We start from the raw sequence: 18,093 nt of genomic DNA on the forward strand, positions 1-18,093 counted from the left end.
TTTACAACTCAAAGATTTTTTTGATTTGTTTTGTGAGGACTTCTGCTCCTTCTTTTTTTATGAGCACCATGTCCTCTATGCGCACACCGAATTTCCCGGGGATATATAAACCTGGTTCTATGGTTAATACCATCCCCTCTTCTATCTTCTGTGTTATCCCTTTTGTTACTGCCGGTTCTTCGTGGATATCAAGACCTACTCCATGACCTAGACCATGCCCGAAGTATTTTCCCATATTTTCTTTTGCGAAAACATCCCTTGCATAAGCATCAAGCTCTCCGCATGTCATACCGCTTTTTGCCCCCCTTAATGCAGCAGACTGAGCTTTGAATACAAGGTTGTAAATCTTAAGTTTTTCGGCTGATGCTTTTCCGAGGCAGAATGTCCTTGTTATATCTGAATGGTAGCCTTTATAGACACAGCCAAAATCTATGGTTATGATATCACCCTGCTTTATTTTTTTGTTTCCCGCTACACCATGAGGAAGAGCCGACCTATATCCTGATGCCACTATAAAGTCGAAAGCCATTTTCTCCGCACCAAGTTTTTTAAGCCTGTACTCTAGCTCAACTGCTACATCCCGCTCACTTATCCCGGCCTTTAAAACAGCCATTGTCTGGGCTAAACTTTTGTTTGAAATAATTATTGCATCCCTGATCAGGTTTATTTCCTCTTCATCCTTTATGGAACGTAATTTTTCAATAATTCCGGAAACAGGCACGAGCTTTACGCTGCTTAGAATTTTTTTAAGATTGTTAAAGAGACTGAGTGTGAGGTTCCCCTCTTCTACTGCTAATTTTTTTATTTTTTCCTTTTTGCAGACATCCGCAGCACCTTCAACAGAAGACCTGAATTCGAGTATTTTTGAACAAGCCACCTCTTTTTCAGACTGTTCGATATACCTGAAATCTGTAATGAAAAACGATTTATTCTGCGTAACTATCATTGAAGCGGTAGTACCTGTAAAACCGGATATATAACGGATGTTAATGAGGTTTGTTACCAGGATTGCCTGAATATTATTTTTTCTTAAGAAATCTTTTACTTTTCTTATTCGTTTAGCTGTATTGTCCTTCACGGCAGGCTGCTTTATCTCTTCTGCTTGCTGTTGCCTTTTAGGTAATCAATGGCTGCCATGAGAGCAAAGATATAGCTTTTGCTTCCGAAGCCTGATATAGTCCCTATCGCTATGTCGGAAAGCATAGATTTGCGGCGGAATTCTTCACGGGCATAGATGTTTGAAAGATGTACTTCTATTACCGGAATGCTTGTTGAAAGGAAAGCATCCCTTATACTTATTGATGTATGCGTAAGCCCGCCCGGATTTATAATGATAAGCTCAACCTTTTTGTATGATCTGTGGATTATATCAATTATTTCGCCTTCATAATTCGACTGGAAAAATTTGATATCGATTCCAGCTTTTTTTGCAATATTTTCCAGGCTCTGGTTTATTGAAGCAAGGGTTGCCTTTCCATAAACTTCAGGCTCGCGTATACCAAGCATGTTGAGATTGGGGCCATTGATTATGAGCACAGTAGGCATAACTCTTACTCCTTAAAAGCAATATTTGTTAGTTTGTTAATACTATCATTGCATTAAGGCTCTGTCAAATAAACTGACTCAACATTGAAAACACCTGAAAATTAGTATTAAAATATTTATAAGAGCAGTAATATTTCTCTAAGGAAAACAAAATATGGATGAATTAATCCCAATAAAAAAGATATTTGGAAATACGGGAAGAGAAGTCACCCGGGTAGGCTTAGGAGGAGAAGGAGTCCTTCGCACACAAGGCAGAAAATCCGAGGCTCGTGATGTTGTAAAAGAAGCGATAGCTCAGGGGATTACATATTTTGATTCAGCCCAGGCTTATGAAGACAGTGAGATTTATCTTGGCTCCGTATGGGGCGCATCGCCGGAAACACGGGTTAATATTTTTCAGGCAAGCAAATCTGCTTCAAGGGATAAAAAGGGTGCGCTAAAAGATCTTGAAAACAGCCTTAAACGACTTCAGACTTCCTACCTTGATCTCTGGCAGATCCATGATGTAAGAACCAAAGAGGATTTGGAGGAAATCTCAGGGAAAGGGGGCGCACTTGAAGCTTTCTTACAGGCAAGGAACGCAGGCAAGGTGCGCTTCATAGGTGTTACAGGACATCATGACCCGGCAATACTTACTAAAGCAGTGACTGACTGGCCTGTAGATGCAGTCATGATGCCTGTTAATCCGGTTGAAGGTATATTGGGCGGTTTTTTGACTTCAACATTGGATGCAGCCAAAACTAAAGGAATTGCTGTAATAGGGATGAAAGTACTTGGGGCATCGCATTACCTCTCTGCCAAGCTTAATGTAACTGCCGAACTTCTTATCAGGTATGCTCTTTCGCATGAAATTACAGTGGTGATTGTGGGATGTTCCAATATCAACGAGGTTAAAACTCTTGCGAAAGAAGGGAGCGCTTCCAATCCGCTGTCAGAGGAAGAAATAGTTCATCTTAATGACATATTTAAGCCTGAAACAAAACGACTCGCCTTCTACCGTGGTATGGTATAATTAATAACCTATAGTTTCAGGAAGATTATAAAGAGAACATATGGAACCGACAAAAATAAAAATGGGAGAAGAGGTAGTAGAGATCCCTAAGATTCCCTATAGCTCTAAGATTGCCGGGAAAGACTACTGCCAGATAGAGATAGAGCTATAAAATCATGGCAAGCCTTAAAAAAACTCAGAAAGATAAAATAATTAAACCGCTAAAGGCTTTCTTCCAGGACCGTGACGAAGTGTCAATGGCATTTCTTTTTGGTTCAAGGGCAAGAGGGACATCATGCAGGGAATCAGATGTCGACATTGCCGTATATTTTACTCCCCGTGAAAAACGTATTGAGATTGAGGAACTTGCTTCCAAGTTCAAGGCTGAAGATGAAATATGGTCAGAGCTTGAAAAAATACTCAAAAAAGATGTTGACCTTGTAGTATTAAACCGCGCTTCGGTTACAGTTGCCGACCTTGCCTTGAAGGGGATTCCAATCCTTATAAAAGACAGAAAGACTTATCTTCATTTCATGCTCCGTGTCAGCAGGCAGGCTTCGGATTTGCGCGAATTGATCAAGGACTACTGGCGTTTGAAGGAGAGTATGCATTCATGAAAAAACTTCGAGAGGAAGACAAGGAGCTTTTTATAAGATATGTAGATTTCATCGAGGGAGAGATGGAAGACTATCCATCTTTTGCCGGGCTTGATTGGGAAACTTATGAGAGCAAAAAAGAGGAAAGAAGAAATGTTGAAAGATGGATAGAGAATATAGTCAACTCCTCAATTGACATAGCAAAGCTTATCCTTGTATTTGAAAAGAAGAGAATCCCCCAGACCTACAGGGAAATTCTTCATGGCCTTGGAAAGACAAAATATTTTGACAGCAAATTCGGCGAGAGGATTTCCAAGTGGTCCAAGCTTAGAAACATCCTGGCACATGAATATCTTGATATAAAATGGGATGTCATAAAGGAATTCATTGATGGAAGCGAACCTGACTACAAACATCTTGTCAGGGTTGTAAAACACAGCCTCCTTGATAATAAGATAGATAATAAAATCGATAATAAGCTTGATAATAAGGATAATAAGCAGGATAAATAATCGTGGGATTGAGAGTCTAAGGCATTAACAGGCACTGTTTAAAGCGTTTTACTGTTGTTTTCCCTTTTTCTTCCTGATAATAAAACACCCTCACAGTTAAAAATTTAAAAAAGAATAATGATATGCATAAGATTGTTGTAAATTTAAAAGACCGAACCTACCCGATTCATGTCGGCACCGGTATATTGAGCCATGCAGGAGAGATAGTTGCCTCCTTTTCACCGCACAAGGTTATGGTAATAACTAATCCTCTGGTGCAGAGTCTTGTCGGAAATAAGCTTCAAGCATCACTGCAGAAAGCAGGATTAAAGTTTTGCAGGACTGTTGTTCCTGATGGCGAGCGCTACAAAACACTTTCCACGGCAAAGCGTCTCTATGATGAAATGATAAAAAACGGAATCGAAAGAGATTCCATGGTAATTGCACTTGGCGGAGGGGTTATCGGAGATCTTGCAGGTTTTGTGGCATCTACATTCATGCGCGGCATACCTTTCATACAGATACCAACAACACTTCTTGCGCAGGTTGATGCAAGTATCGGGGGAAAGGTTGCTGTTGATCATCCGGCAGGGAAAAACCTTATAGGTTCTTTTTACCAGCCAAAGGCTGTAATTATAGACTGCTCTGTTCTTGATACGCTCAATATAAAGGATTTTAAGAACGGGCTTGCAGAAGTTATAAAGACTGCCGCTATCAGGGATGAAGGACTTTTTTCATTAATTGAAAAAAATCTTGCGCTGGTTATTTCAAGAGATTCAGAGATGCTTCAGGACGTGGTAAGGCGTACGTGCAGCCACAAGGCGAAGGTTGTTTCAACTGACGAGAGAGAGGGAGGGATTCGTGCCATATTGAACTACGGGCATACATTCGGACATGCCCTGGAAACTCTGGGCGGCTACAGCCGTCTCAAACATGGTGAGGCTGTGATGGCCGGAATGATACTTGCTGCAAGGTTAGCTTTACAAACCGATGTTTGCAGCCATGAAACTGCATTCAGGCAGGAGAACCTCATAAGGCGCGTGGGATTAAACAGAAAAGTTTTTTCATTCAAAGCCGGTGATGTAATGGGGACAATGTCCACGGACAAAAAGAAGAAATCAGGAAATATCCGGTTTATATTGACAAAGAAAATAGGCTCTGCGATTATCGCCGGAGATATACCGGCAAAGGAAGTCCTTTACGTACTTAAAAATTTCACAAAATGATGAAACCATTACCGATTGCAAGCGACATAAATCTCCAGATTGAAGCCATTAAAAAAGGTTCTGTTGAGATAATTGAAGAGCCTGAATTAATTGAAAAGATAAAAGAGTCCATCCGTACCGGTGTACCTCTCAATGTTAAGGCCGGCTTTGATCCCACATCAGCGGATCTCCATCTTGGGCACACAGTTCTTCTCCATAAGCTTAAAACATTCCAGGACCTTGGCCATGTAGTCACATTCATAATCGGAGATTTTACTGCTACGATAGGTGATCCGTCTGGCAGAAATGAGATGAGAAAGCCCATTACGGCCGAGCAGATAATGGAGAATGCAAAGACTTATAAAGAGCAGGCTTTAAAGATTTTACGGCTCGAAAGTACAAATCTCGTTTATAACAGCTCATGGATGGATAAGCTTACATCAAGAGACCTTATAGAGATTGCGGCAAAGCACACCGTGGCACGCATGCTTGAACGCGATGATTTTTCCAAACGCTTTGCCGAGCAGCGCCCCATAGGGATACATGAGCTGATGTACCCGATAATTCAGGGTTACGACTCGGTGGCAATAAAGTCTGACGTTGAGCTTGGCGGGACAGACCAGAAATTCAATCTCCTCGTGGGCAGGAATCTTCAGCGCTCGTATGCGCTGCGTCCGCAATCGATAATTACCATGCCTATACTTGAAGGGCTTGACGGTGTAAACAAGATGAGCAAAAGCCTCGGCAATTATGTGGGGATCACCGAGAGCCCAAAGCAGATGTTCGGCAAAATCATGTCCATATCAGATGAGCTGATGTTCAGGTACTATGAACTGCTTTCAGACATGAGCATTAAAGACATTGAAAAACTAAAAAATAGTATCTCTTCAGGGAATATACATCCCATGCAGGCAAAACAGGATATTTCCCGCGAAATAGTGAAACGATTCCACGGCGAAGATGCTGCTACTTTTGCAGAACGCGAGTTTATCACCCAGTTCCGTGAAAAGAAAACCCCTGAGGAGGTTCCGAGGGTAATCATATCTTCGGCCGGAAGCGAGGGGATAGGGGTTTGCAAGTTATTAAAAGAATTAAATGCGGTCTCATCCACATCAGAGGCAAGAAGAAAAATACAGGAAGGAGCTGTCAGGATTGGCGGAGAAAAGATAGAGGATGAAAACCTCATACTCCCCTGTAAAAATGAGATACTGATTCAGGTTGGTAAAAAAAGATTTTACATGGCAGTATTTGAGGGATAAAATATCTCTTGCATAAATAGGCAGTTATCAGATATTGGTGAAAAAAAAGCTTAACCTTATTTTCTATGAAAAAAATTGAAGCAATTATAAAACCTTTCAAACTTGATGAAGTTAAAGAAAGCCTCGGAAAGATAGGCGTCAAGGGAATTACTGTTACAGAAGTAAAGGGATTTGGAAGGCAAAAGGGGCACACTGAGCTTTACAGGGGTGCCGAATACGTAGTTGATTTTCTTCCCAAGGTGAAAATGGAGATGGTGGTAAGCGACGATGTAGTTGATAAAGCCGTCGAAGTGATAGTTGCCGCAGCAAAAACCGGAAGAATCGGTGATGGGAAAATATTTATAATGCCTGTTGTTGAAGCTATAAGAATCAGGACAGAAGAAAGAGGGGACGACGCCCTTTAAAGGGGACGCAACCCTTTTTTTCTGTAAGATCAAAAAAACATAAAACTCACTGATATAATTTCATGGCCTAAAAAGGGTTGCGTCCCCTTTTAGTTTTCATCTGAGTAAGTTCGTTAAGAAGTGATGTTCTATTATCTGCACGCATCAGCAGTTCCCCGATCAGAAAACATCTTACTCCGGAATTTTTAAGCCTTTTTATGTCGTTTATTCCCCTTATTCCGCTTTCGCTTATTATTATTTTGTCTCTGGGTATGTAGGGGACAAGTTCTTCAGTTGTTTTTAAATCAACTTCAAGGGTTTTAAGATTACGGTTATTTATTCCAATTATTTTTGCCCCTGAGTGGAGAGCCTTGTTAAGCTCGTCTTTATTGTGAACTTCTACAATTGAGTCCATTCCCATTCTTTCACCTATATTCCTGAATCGCTCAAGTTCCTGCAATGATAGAAGCGCTGCAATAAGAAGGATAGCGTCAGCCCTGTATGACCTTGATTCGTAAACCTGGTATTCGTCTATTATAAAATCCTTTCTAAGTATTGGAAGGGTGATTCCCTTTGCTACAAGATGCATGGTATTTAGGCTGCCCTGAAAATATTTTTCCTCGGTAAGAACAGAAATGGCGGCGGCTCCTCCTTTTTCGTAAGAGCGGGCTATCTCAAGAGGGCGGAATTCCCGTGATATTTCCCCGGCGCTGGGCGATGCCTTTTTTATCTCAGCTATTATCCTTACAGGTGTTTTAGTGGAAGAAAGCGATGCGGAAAAGCCAAAAAGAGGATTACACTTATCGATGAGCCTTTCAATGCCATTAAGAGGGACAGAACGTTTTTTCTCCTCCAGTTCAGCTTTTTTTATTCCCTTTATTTCCTCAAGAAAATCCAAGCAGAAACTCCGTGGTGGTTAATGACAAGTAGAGCAGTTAGATGACGGACATCCTGTGCAGGAAGGGCCTCCTGAAGAGCCTGTAAATTTTCCGCCACATGACATTCCGCATACCGACATCTTTTTATTTATATTACTCCCTTTACAATGGGGGCACTCTATTTTGCTTCCGCTTCCCATTACAAGCTGTTCGAAGTCTCGCTTGCAGTCAAGGCATTCAAATTCATATACAGGCACTTTAATCCACCTCCCATTACTTCTTTGGAATTTTTTTCCAGTCCGACAGGAATTTTTCAATACCAAGATCTGTCAGTGGATGTTTGAAAAGCTGATCTATTACCGCAGGCGGGATTGTAGCAACATCACATCCTGCAAGCGCCACATCTATAACATGGAGGGGATGCCTGATACTTGCTGCTATTATCTGGGTCCTGAAGCCGTAGTTATCGTAGATTGTCCTGATCTGTTCAATGATGTCAGCTCCTACATGGCTTATGTCGTCAAGCCTCCCAATAAAAGGAGAAACATAGGTTGCTCCTGCCTTAGCAGCAAGCAAAGCCTGGGAAGCTGAAAATATAAGGGTCACATTTGTCTTTATTCCCTCTGCAGTAAGTTTTTTAACCGCCTTCATCCCTTCCCGTGTCATAGGAATCTTTACTACGATGTTTTTATGGATTTTTGCGAATTCCCTGCCTTCTTTTATCATTCCCTCAGCATCTTCGCATACAGCTTCTGCGCTTATTGGTCCGTCAACTTCCGCTGAGATTTCTTTTAACACTTCGACATAGTCTCTTCCTTCCTTCGCTACAAGGGACGGATTTGTCGTTACCCCATCAAGAATACCGATGGCATTTGCTTCTCTTATTGCTTTAATATTTGCAGTATCTATGAATATTTTCATTAAATAGTCTCCACTATTTTAGTTTTCTGTTATTGTCTCTACAAAAATTAGTTAAGCCAAACAACACAGCATGTCAAGGATATTTAAAAACACTATTCCTCATCCTTGACTTTCAATTTGAGTGCTCCTATGTTGGTTTAAATTTCACCTTATTTAAAAATGACATCACAATTGAAATTAGTCAATGTAGCAGTGGATTTCCCGGTAAGGCATCTTTATACATATATTGTACCGGATGATTTGAAAGCTAAAATAGGAGAAGGGAGCCGTGTCATGGTTCCTTTCGGGAAGAGGGAGCTTACCGGATATGTGGTTAGCTTTGCTGATAATGAGGCAGCTGTCAAAGAGTTTAATCTGGACCATATCAAAGCTGTTTCTTCTGTCATAGATGAGTTACCGATAGTAAATAACAATCTTATTGCTCTGTGCCGCTGGGTTTCTGATTATTACATTGCACCTCCTGGTTTTGTATACAAGTGCGCTTATCCGGCAGGTACTAATATAGTTTCCCGCATGGAAGTTTGCATAAACCCCGAAGGGCAAGATAACAAATCTACTCTCTCCACTAATGAGAAATATCTACTTTCAACGCTTAAGGCTGATGGGAAGACAACTGTAGCTGCATTGAATAGCAAACTCAATATTAAGGACATATATCCGCTTGTAGCAAGACTTAAAGCAAAAAATCTTATAATAACAAGCTCACGGTTCTCGCATCCTAAAATCTCGGAAAAGCATGAATCTATAGTCCGTCTGAAGAGTACCGGCAGCATTTTCACAAATGAAGAAGAGAGAATCAGACTCACCGGAAAACAGCTTCAATTTATCAAAATGTTGACTGAATATGGTGAAACAGAGCTCAAAGAAGCCTGTAAAAGGTGCAAAGTGCAAAGTGCTACGGTGAAAAAACTGGCAGAAAAGGGGCTAATCGAAATATCAAGTCGTAGAGTTTTTCGTTCCCCACGCATGGAGCATGATCCTGATTATGTAAATGCCCATGAACTTATTCCAGCACAAACATCTGCAGTAAAAACTATAACAGAGGCAATATCTGCCAATTGCAGCAAGGTCTTTCTTCTTCACGGAATTACGGGAAGTGGAAAAACAGAAATATATATAAGATTAATAGAAAACGTCATAAATTCCGGGAAAACCGCTCTAGTCCTTGTTCCAGAGATATCTCTTACACCGCAGATTCTTTCCAGGTTTCATGCACGTTTTCCCGGGAAAGTGGCCGTTCTTCACAGTGCATTATCTTCAGGAGAAAGACTTGATGAGTGGTATAGGCTGAGCGAAGGTGCTGCAAGCATTGCAATAGGAACAAGGTCAGCAGTATTTGCACCTCTTAAAAACCTGGGGCTTATAGTTGTGGATGAAGAACACGACCCTTCGTATAAGCAGGAGGAATCCCCATGTTACAATGGTCGGGATATCGCCATAAAACGGGGTGAAATCGAATCTTGTCCTGTCGTGCTTGGTTCTGCTTCGCCATCAGTTGAGTCTTTTTATAAAGCACAGAGAGGAGAATATATCTATTTGCATCTTCCGGATAGAGCAACCGGATCTCAGCTTCCTTCAGTTGAAATCATAGACATGAGAAAAAAAAGAAAGAGCCTTATCTCCGAGGAGCTTGAGGAAAGAATCCGTAGTGCAGCAGAAAATAGAGAGCAGGTAATTCTTTTTTTAAACAGACGTGGCTTTTACAGAATTTTTCACTGCACCGAGTGCGGAATGGTTTTAATGTGCCCGAACTGTTCTGTCTCGCTTGTACATCATCTTCCAGATAACATGATTAGATGCCATTATTGCAATTACTCTGTCAATGTTCCCGCAACATGTTCTTTCTGCGGTAAAAATGCCATGAAGGGTATTGGTCTCGGAGTACAGATGCTTGAGGAAGAGGTAAAAAGCAAATTTCCAGAATTAAGGATACAGCGTTTTGATAAAGACTCCACAAGAAAGAAAAATTCATTTTCAAATATCTTATCTGCCTTTAAAGCAGGGACTATCGATATTCTCCTTGGAACACAGATGTTGTCAAAAGGACATGACTATCCCCGGGTAACCCTTACAGGGATAATACTTGCAGATCAGGAAATTAACTTCCCTGATTTTCGTTCAAATGAGCGTGCATTTCAAACATTGCTTCAAGTATCGGGACGAAGCGGTAGAAGAGAGCTTCCTGGCAAAAGCATCATTCAGTCCTATAAACCGGAACACTACGTACTTCAGGCGCTAAAGGAACATGATTATAAATGTTTTTTTGAAAAAGAGATAGAATTCAGGGAAAAACTTGGATATCCCCCTTTTTCACATCTGATAAATATAGTTTTCAGCGGCAAAGAAAGGGAAGAGACAAGAAGATTATCAGAAAAATTCTCTAATATTCTTCTGCTTGAAAAAACAAGAGGAGATGTCTTAATAATTGGTCCTGCTGAACCTTTAAGGTGGAAAGTCAGAGGGAAATACAGATGGCAGGTAATTGTAAAATCTCAGGAAAGACTTTCAGGGGTTGAGTCAGTAAAAAGAGCCCTAAATAAATTCCCATTATCTATGAGAAATATTGGAATTTTTATTGATGTTGATCCGGTAAATCTAATTTGATGATCTTTTAAGCAGATAGTTTGTATAGCTCTGAATCAAGCTGCTGGAATTCAAAGGGTTTTAGAATAAAGGGGTTGGAATTATTTTTCAAAAATTCCAATGTTTTTTTGTTAACGCTGTCTCCGGTCATGAATATAATTCTTTGAGCAATTGGAGGAAACATTTCCTTGACTATGGAATAAAATTCTTCCCCTCCTATTCCGGGCATTCTCATATCGCTTATGACAAAATGATATTGGTTTTTCCCCAACATCTTAATTGCTTCCCTCCCATCATGCGCTTCGTCAACATCATAGTTTTTACGTGAAAGGTATTCTTTTACACATAAACGCACATCATCCTCGTCATCAACGACAAGAACTTTTCTCTTGGAATTGTTTTTTATAACTTCGTATGGGGTAGTCTCCTCGCTTGATTCGGCTTCTCCTTCCAGTATAGGGAGTTCCAGCACGAAAGTCGCTCCTTCTTTTTTATCATTCCTTGTGTATATTTTACCATCATGTTCGGATATTATTCCGTAGCTTATTGAAAGTCCAAGTCCTGTTCCTTTCCCTACTTCTTTGGTTGTAAAGAACGGGTCGAACATCCTTCCAGCTATTTCGCTCGAAATTCCAGTCCCGTTATCTGAAACTAATATTCTAATTTTGTTTTTTCCTGATTCCTGTATTACATCTGTACTTATTATAATATTTCCAGAATGACGTTTTGCCTCTGCTATTGAGTGTTCAGAATTAACCATTAGATTAATAAGTACTTGCTGAATCTGTATTGGATCTACTACCGTCATAGGGAGGCTTTTCATAAGTTCAAGATTAACTTTTATATTGTTAGCTTTGAAATCGTATTCACGCAACTCAACTGTCTTTGTAATTATATTATTTATATCTGTAAAAACTCTCTCAGGTTTCTTTTTACGTGCAAAGGTAAGCAGATTGCCTACTATCTTGGCAGATCTTTGTGCCTGATCCAGTATTCTTTCTATTTTCTTTTTGACCACGTTATCCAAGTTTGATTTAAGAAGCAGCTGTGAATACCCTACAATCCCGGCGAGAGGATTATTTAGTTCATGAGCAACCCCTGAAACAAGTTGACCTATGGAGACCATTTTTTCTGATTGTATAAGCTGATTCTTAAGTTTTTTCTCCTCAGTGATATCTCTTGTAATATGAAGAATGGCAGTTGTTTCGCCTTCTGCATTTATAATTGGAGATACGGAAATGAAGAAATTTTTGTCAAGTTTTTCGTTGTATATTTCAACAGTTTCAGTTTGTTTACTTTCCATCATTAAACTTTGTGGACACGATTTATGATAGTTTGAAATTTGATGGAAAACTTCATGGCATTTTTTCCCTATAATTTCTTTAGGGTCTTTCCCAAAGAAATCAGCCAATGATTTATTAACCTTTATAATCACTGAATTTAAACTTATGATAGCAACATGGTCACTTACCGCATCAAAAGTCATTTCCCATTCTTCACGTGATTTTTTTATTTCTTCGAAGAGCATGGAGTTTTCTATTGCTACACCTATCTGTTCAGCAATAGGCTTAAGTTTTTCAAGATCTTTGTTTGTATAAAAATTTGCAGTTCTATGCCCCAGGTCTATAGTACCAACTATTTTACCTTTACTCCTGACAGGATACGTAATGTAAGATCTCACTCCTTTTTTTAAGAGCAGAGAATCTTCAAGGAAAAAATGTTCTTTTTTTGTATCTCTTCTTAAAAAAGGTTGCCCGGTTTCAATGACTACGTCCATAGAAGTATTTTTTCTATCAAATAACTGTTCACTGTTTATTTTGAATGAATTTTCAGTCACTACAGCAAGAACTTTGAGCATGAGTTTTTCTTTTTCAGATGGAATGACTAGCGCCATCCTCTCGAAATCAACTATATTTTTAATTTCCGAAGAAAGTTCACTGAATACATCCCTTACATCGAGACTTGATGCAAGGATTCTTGTTATTTTAAAAATAGATGATATCTGTTTCCTGCTATCGTTAAGCGATTTCATCAATTTGAAATTCTGGATACTGATACTTATATTTTTACACAGAAATTCTATTGATCTTACATCTTCAGTTGTAAAGTCATCTTCATATTCAGATCCAATGGTCAAAACTCCAATGATTTTTGACTCAAACCAGAGAGGAATATATAAAATCTTTTTTACGCCATGCTCAAATAGAAAGCTATCTTCAAGATACAATTTGTTTTCTTCTTCTCTTATGTCCCTTACAAGAAAAGTACCTTTCGATATTACATGTTGCAGAGATGTCTTTTCGATTGGAGTATTTATTTCACTTCCGGTTTCAGGGCTAATTCCAATGCCATTGAGGCAATATACGTCTGATACAATTTCCCCTTCATCATTCAATACCCAAACCGCTCCACCTTTATAATTTATTAAGCGGTTTAAATATTTTCCTAAGTACCCCACTATCTCTGTCAAATCAGTACATCTATTTATGCAACCAAGGAACTCGTTTATGTATTCAAGGCCTTTGTTTTGCTGGAGTATTTTATTTTCTTTACTGATTATATTTTCATTTAATTCCTTAAGTTTTTTTATAATCAGTTTATTTTCCCCAGTAGTTTTAGAATATCCTGATTCCCTGCATTCTCCTTTTTTCATTTTTTCAATGGAATCCAAAACCTCATTTAGTTCACTTGATGAGATTTTTTTCATAACCAAAACAAATATGATATTAAGCATGATGAAGAGGAACATCGTTATGGCTTTTTGAATGGTGAAATATCCTTTTGAGAAAATGCAAATAGCGGCTATTGAAAACATAAGAAGAAAGAAGATTGTCATTCCATATGAGCTAAAGAAAAAATCCCTTAGTTTTTTCCAATTATTTTCCATTATCTCAGTTAATAGTTTGATTATAAAATATAATTTATTTGCCGGAATTTATGGTCAGGTGGCCTTTTTTTCTCGGATGGGAATATATCTGCTTGACTATTATTTTCCTATCAATATGATTTCCAGCGAAAATACATTGAGATAAAGGATAAATGATGAACTCTAAAAAAGATCTTATCATCATAGGAGGCGGACCCTCCGGGCTCATGTCAGCGCTGACAGCTTCAAAGATTGGACTTTCTGCTGTACTTATTGAGAAAAAACATGATATTGGAACATACAAGCGTTCATGTTGTTCAATGCTCCTTACTGAGCCGGGAATGCATGGAGATTATCTTGCATTTAGAGATAATACTATATGTTTTCTAAAAAATGATTTCTCCGTAAAGTATACGGGACGTTATGCTGACCTCTGGCAGAGTATTAGGATTTCTCCATCGGGTAATACATTGAAGCTTGGCAAGCGGGCATATCCAATCGCAAAAGTAATAGACAAAGCGCAACTCCAAAAGGATTTATTCAATGATATTGATACATCAAAAGTAGACATTATTACAGGTACGGTTGCGAGCAATCTTGAACAGGATGATAAAGGGGTAAAAGTAAAAATAACTAATAATGGAAAACAGAGCTGGATTGAAGGGAAAATAGCGCTTGTATGCGATGGTGTTAACTCACCAATTGTCAATAACCTTGGATTAAATAAAGAGAGAAGACACTTCTTTACCTCTAAAGTGGTATCGTATGTCCTTGCTAATACCCACATACCTTATCCAAATTCATGGATAACATTTATGGGAAAATCAGCTTCACCTACTGGTGCAATATATATGCTTCCAAAGCCTATTGGTAATGGTGAGAGCGATGTATATGAGATTAGTCAAGGTTTACCTCTTCTTGGTAAACTTGATTACAGCGCAAAATGGTTATTAGACAATTTTCTTAAGAATAGCAGATTTAAAGAATGGTTTGCTGATGCTAAGATAATTGATGTTCACGGTACAACACATATCATGCGTTCACCTTTAAGTGATCCGAGATATGGTAAAGCACTTTTTGTGGGCGATAGCGCTTCCTTTATGGAGGTTGACAACCAGGGAGCCTTGATGTGCGGATATCGAGCAGCGCATTCAGCATTGTCAGAAATTGAAGGGGGAAACGGCTTTGAGCAATATAAAAAGTTCTGGGAAGCTTCTTTTGAATTTAATAATGAAGCTCTTCTTAGTCCTATAATCAAAGGTTTTGGATTAAGCGCCTTTAGTGATGAAGAAATAAACTATCTCTTTTCTCTAACAGAAGGGGAAAGATACGACGGCTACGTAAATCATTTTACGATTGGTAAACTTATCCTTGGGATTTTTGTTGGGAAAATGAATAAAATAAAAGCTGAACGACCTGATATAGCTGAAAAGTTCAACAAGTTTCTAAAGCAAATAAATGAATGATTAAATTAGTGTTCACTTTGAAAGCATTTTAAGACAAAGATTAGTTGTTAACATAGTAACCTGAGAAAGAGGTTTTAAATTATTCCCTATAAGGCGGCTTCTGCATATTTCCCTTACCATTCCAAACATGGCTCTTATGACAAGCTCATCATCCAGGTCTTCCCGGAAAATCCCTGATTCCTTCCCTTCCCTGATTATTTCTTTTGTTGTTTTGTAGAGTGTTCCTGTTTCACCATATTCAGGCCTCATAAGTATATCTACTTTTTCAGGGAGATCTTGGAACACTATCTTAAATAGAGATTTGTTTGCTTCCAATTCCATAAAATGAAATTCTATAATTTTTTTAATTTTTTCTTCCGTGGTGCGACAATTTTTTAAAGTATTTAGAAACTTCTTGATAAAACTCTGCATTTTTTCTTCAAAAGCCTTAAGAAAAAGTATCTCCTTGCTCTCAAAGTAATGATAGATAGTTCCTTCTCCAACACCTGCTTCAGAAGCAAGATCTGCTGTTCTTGTTTCATGAAACCCTTTTTCAGCAAAAAGCTTTATTGCACTTTCAATAATTTTTTCTCTTTTCGTCTTCACCCTGTTCATCCGCTTAAAATTTCTGAACAAATAATAATTGCTATTCAGACAAAGTCAAGAATTTAACAAATAATACCTAATTCACTCGCTTATTACATGCATATACTCGTTGACATCTCATTTTTAATTGATAAACAAATCGCTAAAAGTATATATGATGAATGGACAAATAAAAAGATTTAAAATGGGAGATGTATAAAATGTACGGATGGACAGGAAATATTTTAAGGGTAAATCTTACCACTGGCACATTGACAGAGGAAAAGCTTGATCCGAAAATTGCGAGAGACTATATTGGCGGCCGCGGGCTTGGAGTATATTACTTGAACAAAGAAATGGATCCTCGTATTGAGCCCTTTTCCCCTGAAAATATGATGATAATGGCTGTTGGGCCCCTGACCGGAACCAAGGCACCAACGGGTGCAAGATATATGATAATGACCAAATCGCCCCTTACCGGTTCTCTAACTTGCTCAAATTCAGGGGGAAAATTCCCTAAGGAGATGAAGAAATCCGGATTTGACGCTTTCATATTTACCGGGCGAGCTGAACAACCGGTATATCTCTGGGTTGATAATGGTAAATATGAGCTTCGCCCTGCAAGCCACCTCTGGGGGAAGACAGTGAACGAGACAACAGACATTTTAAATCGCGAAACAACATCTGATGCTAAGGTTGCCTGTATCGGGCCAGCCGGTGAAAGACTTGTTCTGTTTGCCGCTGTAATGAATGATAAGGACAGGGCAGCTGCGCGTTCTGGAGTGGGAGCCGTAATGGGTTCAAAGAACCTGAAAGCCGTCGTGGTAAGAGGTGAGAATGATATTCCTATCTATGATGAGGTAAAATTCAAGGAGCATCGCGCAGAAGTCCTTCATAAATTTAAAGAAGCCAACAAGGATTCTCCCCCAGTGCTTCGACTGTATGGAACTTCATATGGAGTTGCTTCAAACCAGAAGGTTGGAACTCTTCCTACTAAGAATTTTCAGCAGGGTATATGGGAAAAGTGGGAAAAGGTTAGCGCCCAGACAATGGTTGACAATTTCCTTGAAAAACCAAAATTCTGTGCAGATTGTCCAATTGGATGCGGCAGGGGAACAAGGGTAAAAGATCCTGAATTTGAAGGTGAAGGAGAGGGCCCGGAATACGAAACGATTTATGCTTTCGGACCGGATTGCCTTAATGACAATCTTGCGGCAGTGATTAAAGCAAACTATATCTGCAATGACCTGGGAATGGATACTATTTCTATGGGCGCAACTATTGCCTGCGCTATGGAACTTTATGACAGGGGGTATCTGACTGAAAAGGATATTGGACAGCCGCTGAAATGGGGTGATGCTAAAGCAATTGTTGAATTTACCAGGAGGACAGGATACAGGGAAGGGTTTGGAGATATTCTGGCTCAGGGCAGTTACAGAATGGCAGATAGGTACGGTCATCCCGAACTTGCAATGGTGTCGAAGAAACAGGATTTGGCAGGGTACCATCCAAACGGGATCCAGGGAATGGGACTTGCCTATGCAACCTCACCCATCGGTGCATCCCATATGCGCGCCCAGACAGCCTATTTTGAGGTATTCGGAGTGCCGACCGTTATCGATCCTCAGAAATGGGAAGGCAAACCAAGGCTCGTGAAGATACACCAGGACATGGCATCAGTCCTGGACTCTACAGGAGTATGTTACTTCTTTGCGATTCGCTATTATGTACTGCCTGTACTTGAGGTAACTCCGGAGGGGTTTTGCAATTTCCTGAATGCTGCTACCGGTGCCGGATACACAATAGAAGAAGTTGAAAAAGCAGGCGAACGTATCTTCAACGCCGAGAGGCAGTTCATGGTGAAGGCCGGATTTTCGCGCAAGGATGATTCGCTACCTGACCGGCTCGTCAAGGAACCAATGCCTGAAGGACCAGCCAAGGGGCTCGTGGTTCACCTCGATGAAATGCTTGATGAGTATTACAAGCTTAGAGGATGGGACCAAAACGGCATTCCCACTATTGAAAAGCTAAATGAATTGGGGCTAGCCTGACTCCAAATCCTCAGTTTGGACAGGAATTAACGACATGAAGATAAGGGTTCATCTTTTTGCATATCTTGCAAAGTATGCGCCAGAAGGTGTGAAGGATTTCACTATAGAGCTTAAGCCCGGTGCTTCTGTGGAAGATATTATTAAGTATCTTGGCATACCACCCACAGAAGGCAAGATTATAATCGTAAATGGAAGACATAGTGGTGAAGATACACCTCTGAATGAGAATGATGAGGTTGTGTTCATGACTCCCGTAGAAGGCGGATAACTAAAATATTCAATTAGAATTTAGGA

At 39.6% G+C, this 18,093-nt stretch carries 17 protein-coding genes; 10 read left to right on the top strand and 7 right to left on the bottom strand.

Translation table 11 applies throughout. The annotated features are described in order from the left end of the window. Position 1: 1 nt before the first annotated feature. Entirely contained in the window at positions 2-1,078 is a 1,077-nt protein-coding gene (locus HZA77_02745; protein MBI5374323.1) for an aminopeptidase P family protein, read from the bottom strand. 11 nt (positions 1,079-1,089) lie between these two features. Next, positions 1,090-1,545: a type II 3-dehydroquinate dehydratase gene (aroQ, locus tag HZA77_02750; protein ID MBI5374324.1), complete on the bottom strand. Its 456-nt coding sequence runs from the start codon at positions 1,543-1,545 to the stop codon at positions 1,090-1,092. A 154-nt stretch (positions 1,546-1,699) separates the two neighbouring features. On the opposite strand from aroQ, the gene HZA77_02755 reads away from it, so the two are divergent. From HZA77_02755 to HZA77_02780, 6 genes are all read left to right on the top strand, one after another. Then, positions 1,700-2,557, top strand: a complete 858-nt coding sequence (locus tag HZA77_02755) for an aldo/keto reductase (protein MBI5374325.1) — start codon at positions 1,700-1,702, stop codon at positions 2,555-2,557. Positions 2,558-2,712: 155 nt separating this feature from the next. After that, positions 2,713-3,153 carry a nucleotidyltransferase domain-containing protein gene (locus HZA77_02760; protein MBI5374326.1) on the top strand — a complete coding sequence of 147 codons (441 nt, stop codon included), beginning with the start codon at positions 2,713-2,715 and terminating at the stop codon, positions 3,151-3,153. Beyond that, a complete protein-coding gene (locus HZA77_02765) occupies positions 3,150-3,644 on the top strand; it encodes a DUF86 domain-containing protein (GenBank protein MBI5374327.1) in 495 nt (164 codons plus the stop codon). Before HZA77_02760 ends, HZA77_02765 begins: the two co-directional genes overlap by 4 nt. A 122-nt stretch (positions 3,645-3,766) precedes the next feature. Then, entirely contained in the window at positions 3,767-4,849 is a 1,083-nt protein-coding gene (locus HZA77_02770) for a 3-dehydroquinate synthase (protein MBI5374328.1), read from the top strand. After that, a complete protein-coding gene (locus HZA77_02775) occupies positions 4,849-6,087 on the top strand; it encodes a tyrosine--tRNA ligase (protein MBI5374329.1) in 1,239 nt (412 codons plus the stop codon). The genes HZA77_02770 and HZA77_02775 overlap by 1 nt, the downstream gene beginning before the upstream one ends. A 65-nt stretch (positions 6,088-6,152) precedes the next feature. Then, positions 6,153-6,491, top strand: coding sequence for a P-II family nitrogen regulator (locus HZA77_02780; GenBank protein MBI5374330.1), 339 nt, complete (start codon positions 6,153-6,155; stop codon positions 6,489-6,491). A gap of 67 nt (positions 6,492-6,558) precedes the next feature. On the opposite strand, the gene trpC is transcribed toward HZA77_02780, so the two are convergent. From trpC to fsa, 3 genes are read right to left on the bottom strand one after another with little or no spacing between them, the layout of a single operon-like run. Then, complete coding sequence (gene trpC / locus HZA77_02785) at positions 6,559-7,368, bottom strand: indole-3-glycerol phosphate synthase TrpC (GenBank protein ID MBI5374331.1); 810 nt, start codon at positions 7,366-7,368, stop codon at positions 6,559-6,561. An 18-nt stretch (positions 7,369-7,386) separates the two neighbouring features. Further along, positions 7,387-7,605, bottom strand: a complete 219-nt coding sequence (locus HZA77_02790) for a zinc ribbon domain-containing protein (GenBank protein MBI5374332.1) — start codon at positions 7,603-7,605, stop codon at positions 7,387-7,389. Between the two features lie 16 nt (positions 7,606-7,621). Continuing rightward, complete coding sequence (gene fsa, locus HZA77_02795; GenBank protein ID MBI5374333.1) at positions 7,622-8,269, bottom strand: fructose-6-phosphate aldolase; 648 nt, start codon at positions 8,267-8,269, stop codon at positions 7,622-7,624. 171 nt (positions 8,270-8,440) lie between these two features. Here fsa and priA point away from each other — a divergent pair, with 171 nt between their 5' ends. Further along, positions 8,441-10,873, top strand: a complete 2,433-nt coding sequence (priA, locus tag HZA77_02800; protein ID MBI5374334.1) for a primosomal protein N' — start codon at positions 8,441-8,443, stop codon at positions 10,871-10,873. A gap of 7 nt (positions 10,874-10,880) precedes the next feature. Here the strand turns inward: priA and HZA77_02805 are convergent, their stop codons facing one another. Then, positions 10,881-13,739, bottom strand: a complete 2,859-nt coding sequence (locus tag HZA77_02805) for a GAF domain-containing protein (GenBank protein ID MBI5374335.1) — start codon at positions 13,737-13,739, stop codon at positions 10,881-10,883. A gap of 152 nt (positions 13,740-13,891) precedes the next feature. On the opposite strand from HZA77_02805, the gene HZA77_02810 reads away from it, so the two are divergent. Next, positions 13,892-15,184: an NAD(P)/FAD-dependent oxidoreductase gene (locus tag HZA77_02810; protein MBI5374336.1), complete on the top strand. Its 1,293-nt coding sequence runs from the start codon at positions 13,892-13,894 to the stop codon at positions 15,182-15,184. A gap of 12 nt (positions 15,185-15,196) precedes the next feature. Here the strand turns inward: HZA77_02810 and HZA77_02815 are convergent, their stop codons facing one another. After that, positions 15,197-15,769 (bottom strand): TetR/AcrR family transcriptional regulator, encoded by a 573-nt coding sequence (locus HZA77_02815; protein MBI5374337.1) that lies wholly within the window; start codon positions 15,767-15,769, stop codon positions 15,197-15,199. A 200-nt stretch (positions 15,770-15,969) separates the two neighbouring features. On the opposite strand from HZA77_02815, the gene HZA77_02820 reads away from it, so the two are divergent. Both HZA77_02820 and HZA77_02825 read left to right on the top strand, forming a co-directional pair. Next, entirely contained in the window at positions 15,970-17,799 is a 1,830-nt protein-coding gene (locus HZA77_02820) for an aldehyde ferredoxin oxidoreductase family protein (protein ID MBI5374338.1), read from the top strand. Between the two features lie 34 nt (positions 17,800-17,833). Then, entirely contained in the window at positions 17,834-18,067 is a 234-nt protein-coding gene (locus HZA77_02825) for a MoaD/ThiS family protein (protein ID MBI5374339.1), read from the top strand. The last annotated feature ends 26 nt before the right edge of the window (positions 18,068-18,093 follow it).

Source organism: Candidatus Schekmanbacteria bacterium, from assembly GCA_016219965.1.
Classification (GTDB): Bacteria; Schekmanbacteria; GWA2-38-11; order GWA2-38-11; family J061; genus JACRJM01.

What these genes read in the sequence shown, in the direction of transcription:
- HZA77_02755 (MBI5374325.1), top strand. Translation starts at nt 1,700, where the DNA reads ATGGATGAATTAATCCCAATAAAAAAGATATTTGGAAATACGGGAAGA.
- HZA77_02820 (MBI5374338.1), top strand. Translation starts at nt 15,970, where the DNA reads ATGTACGGATGGACAGGAAATATTTTAAGGGTAAATCTTACCACTGGC.
- HZA77_02775 (MBI5374329.1), top strand. Translation starts at nt 4,849, where the DNA reads ATGAAACCATTACCGATTGCAAGCGACATAAATCTCCAGATTGAAGCC.
- HZA77_02770 (MBI5374328.1), top strand. Translation starts at nt 3,767, where the DNA reads ATGCATAAGATTGTTGTAAATTTAAAAGACCGAACCTACCCGATTCAT.
- fsa (MBI5374333.1), bottom strand. Translation starts at nt 8,269, where the DNA reads ATGAAAATATTCATAGATACTGCAAATATTAAAGCAATAAGAGAAGCA.
- HZA77_02825 (MBI5374339.1), top strand. Translation starts at nt 17,834, where the DNA reads ATGAAGATAAGGGTTCATCTTTTTGCATATCTTGCAAAGTATGCGCCA.
- HZA77_02765 (MBI5374327.1), top strand. Translation starts at nt 3,150, where the DNA reads ATGAAAAAACTTCGAGAGGAAGACAAGGAGCTTTTTATAAGATATGTA.
- HZA77_02810 (MBI5374336.1), top strand. Translation starts at nt 13,892, where the DNA reads ATGATGAACTCTAAAAAAGATCTTATCATCATAGGAGGCGGACCCTCC.
- HZA77_02805 (MBI5374335.1), bottom strand. Translation starts at nt 13,739, where the DNA reads ATGGAAAATAATTGGAAAAAACTAAGGGATTTTTTCTTTAGCTCATAT.
- HZA77_02760 (MBI5374326.1), top strand. Translation starts at nt 2,713, where the DNA reads ATGGCAAGCCTTAAAAAAACTCAGAAAGATAAAATAATTAAACCGCTA.
- aroQ (MBI5374324.1), bottom strand. Translation starts at nt 1,545, where the DNA reads ATGCCTACTGTGCTCATAATCAATGGCCCCAATCTCAACATGCTTGGT.
- HZA77_02780 (MBI5374330.1), top strand. Translation starts at nt 6,153, where the DNA reads ATGAAAAAAATTGAAGCAATTATAAAACCTTTCAAACTTGATGAAGTT.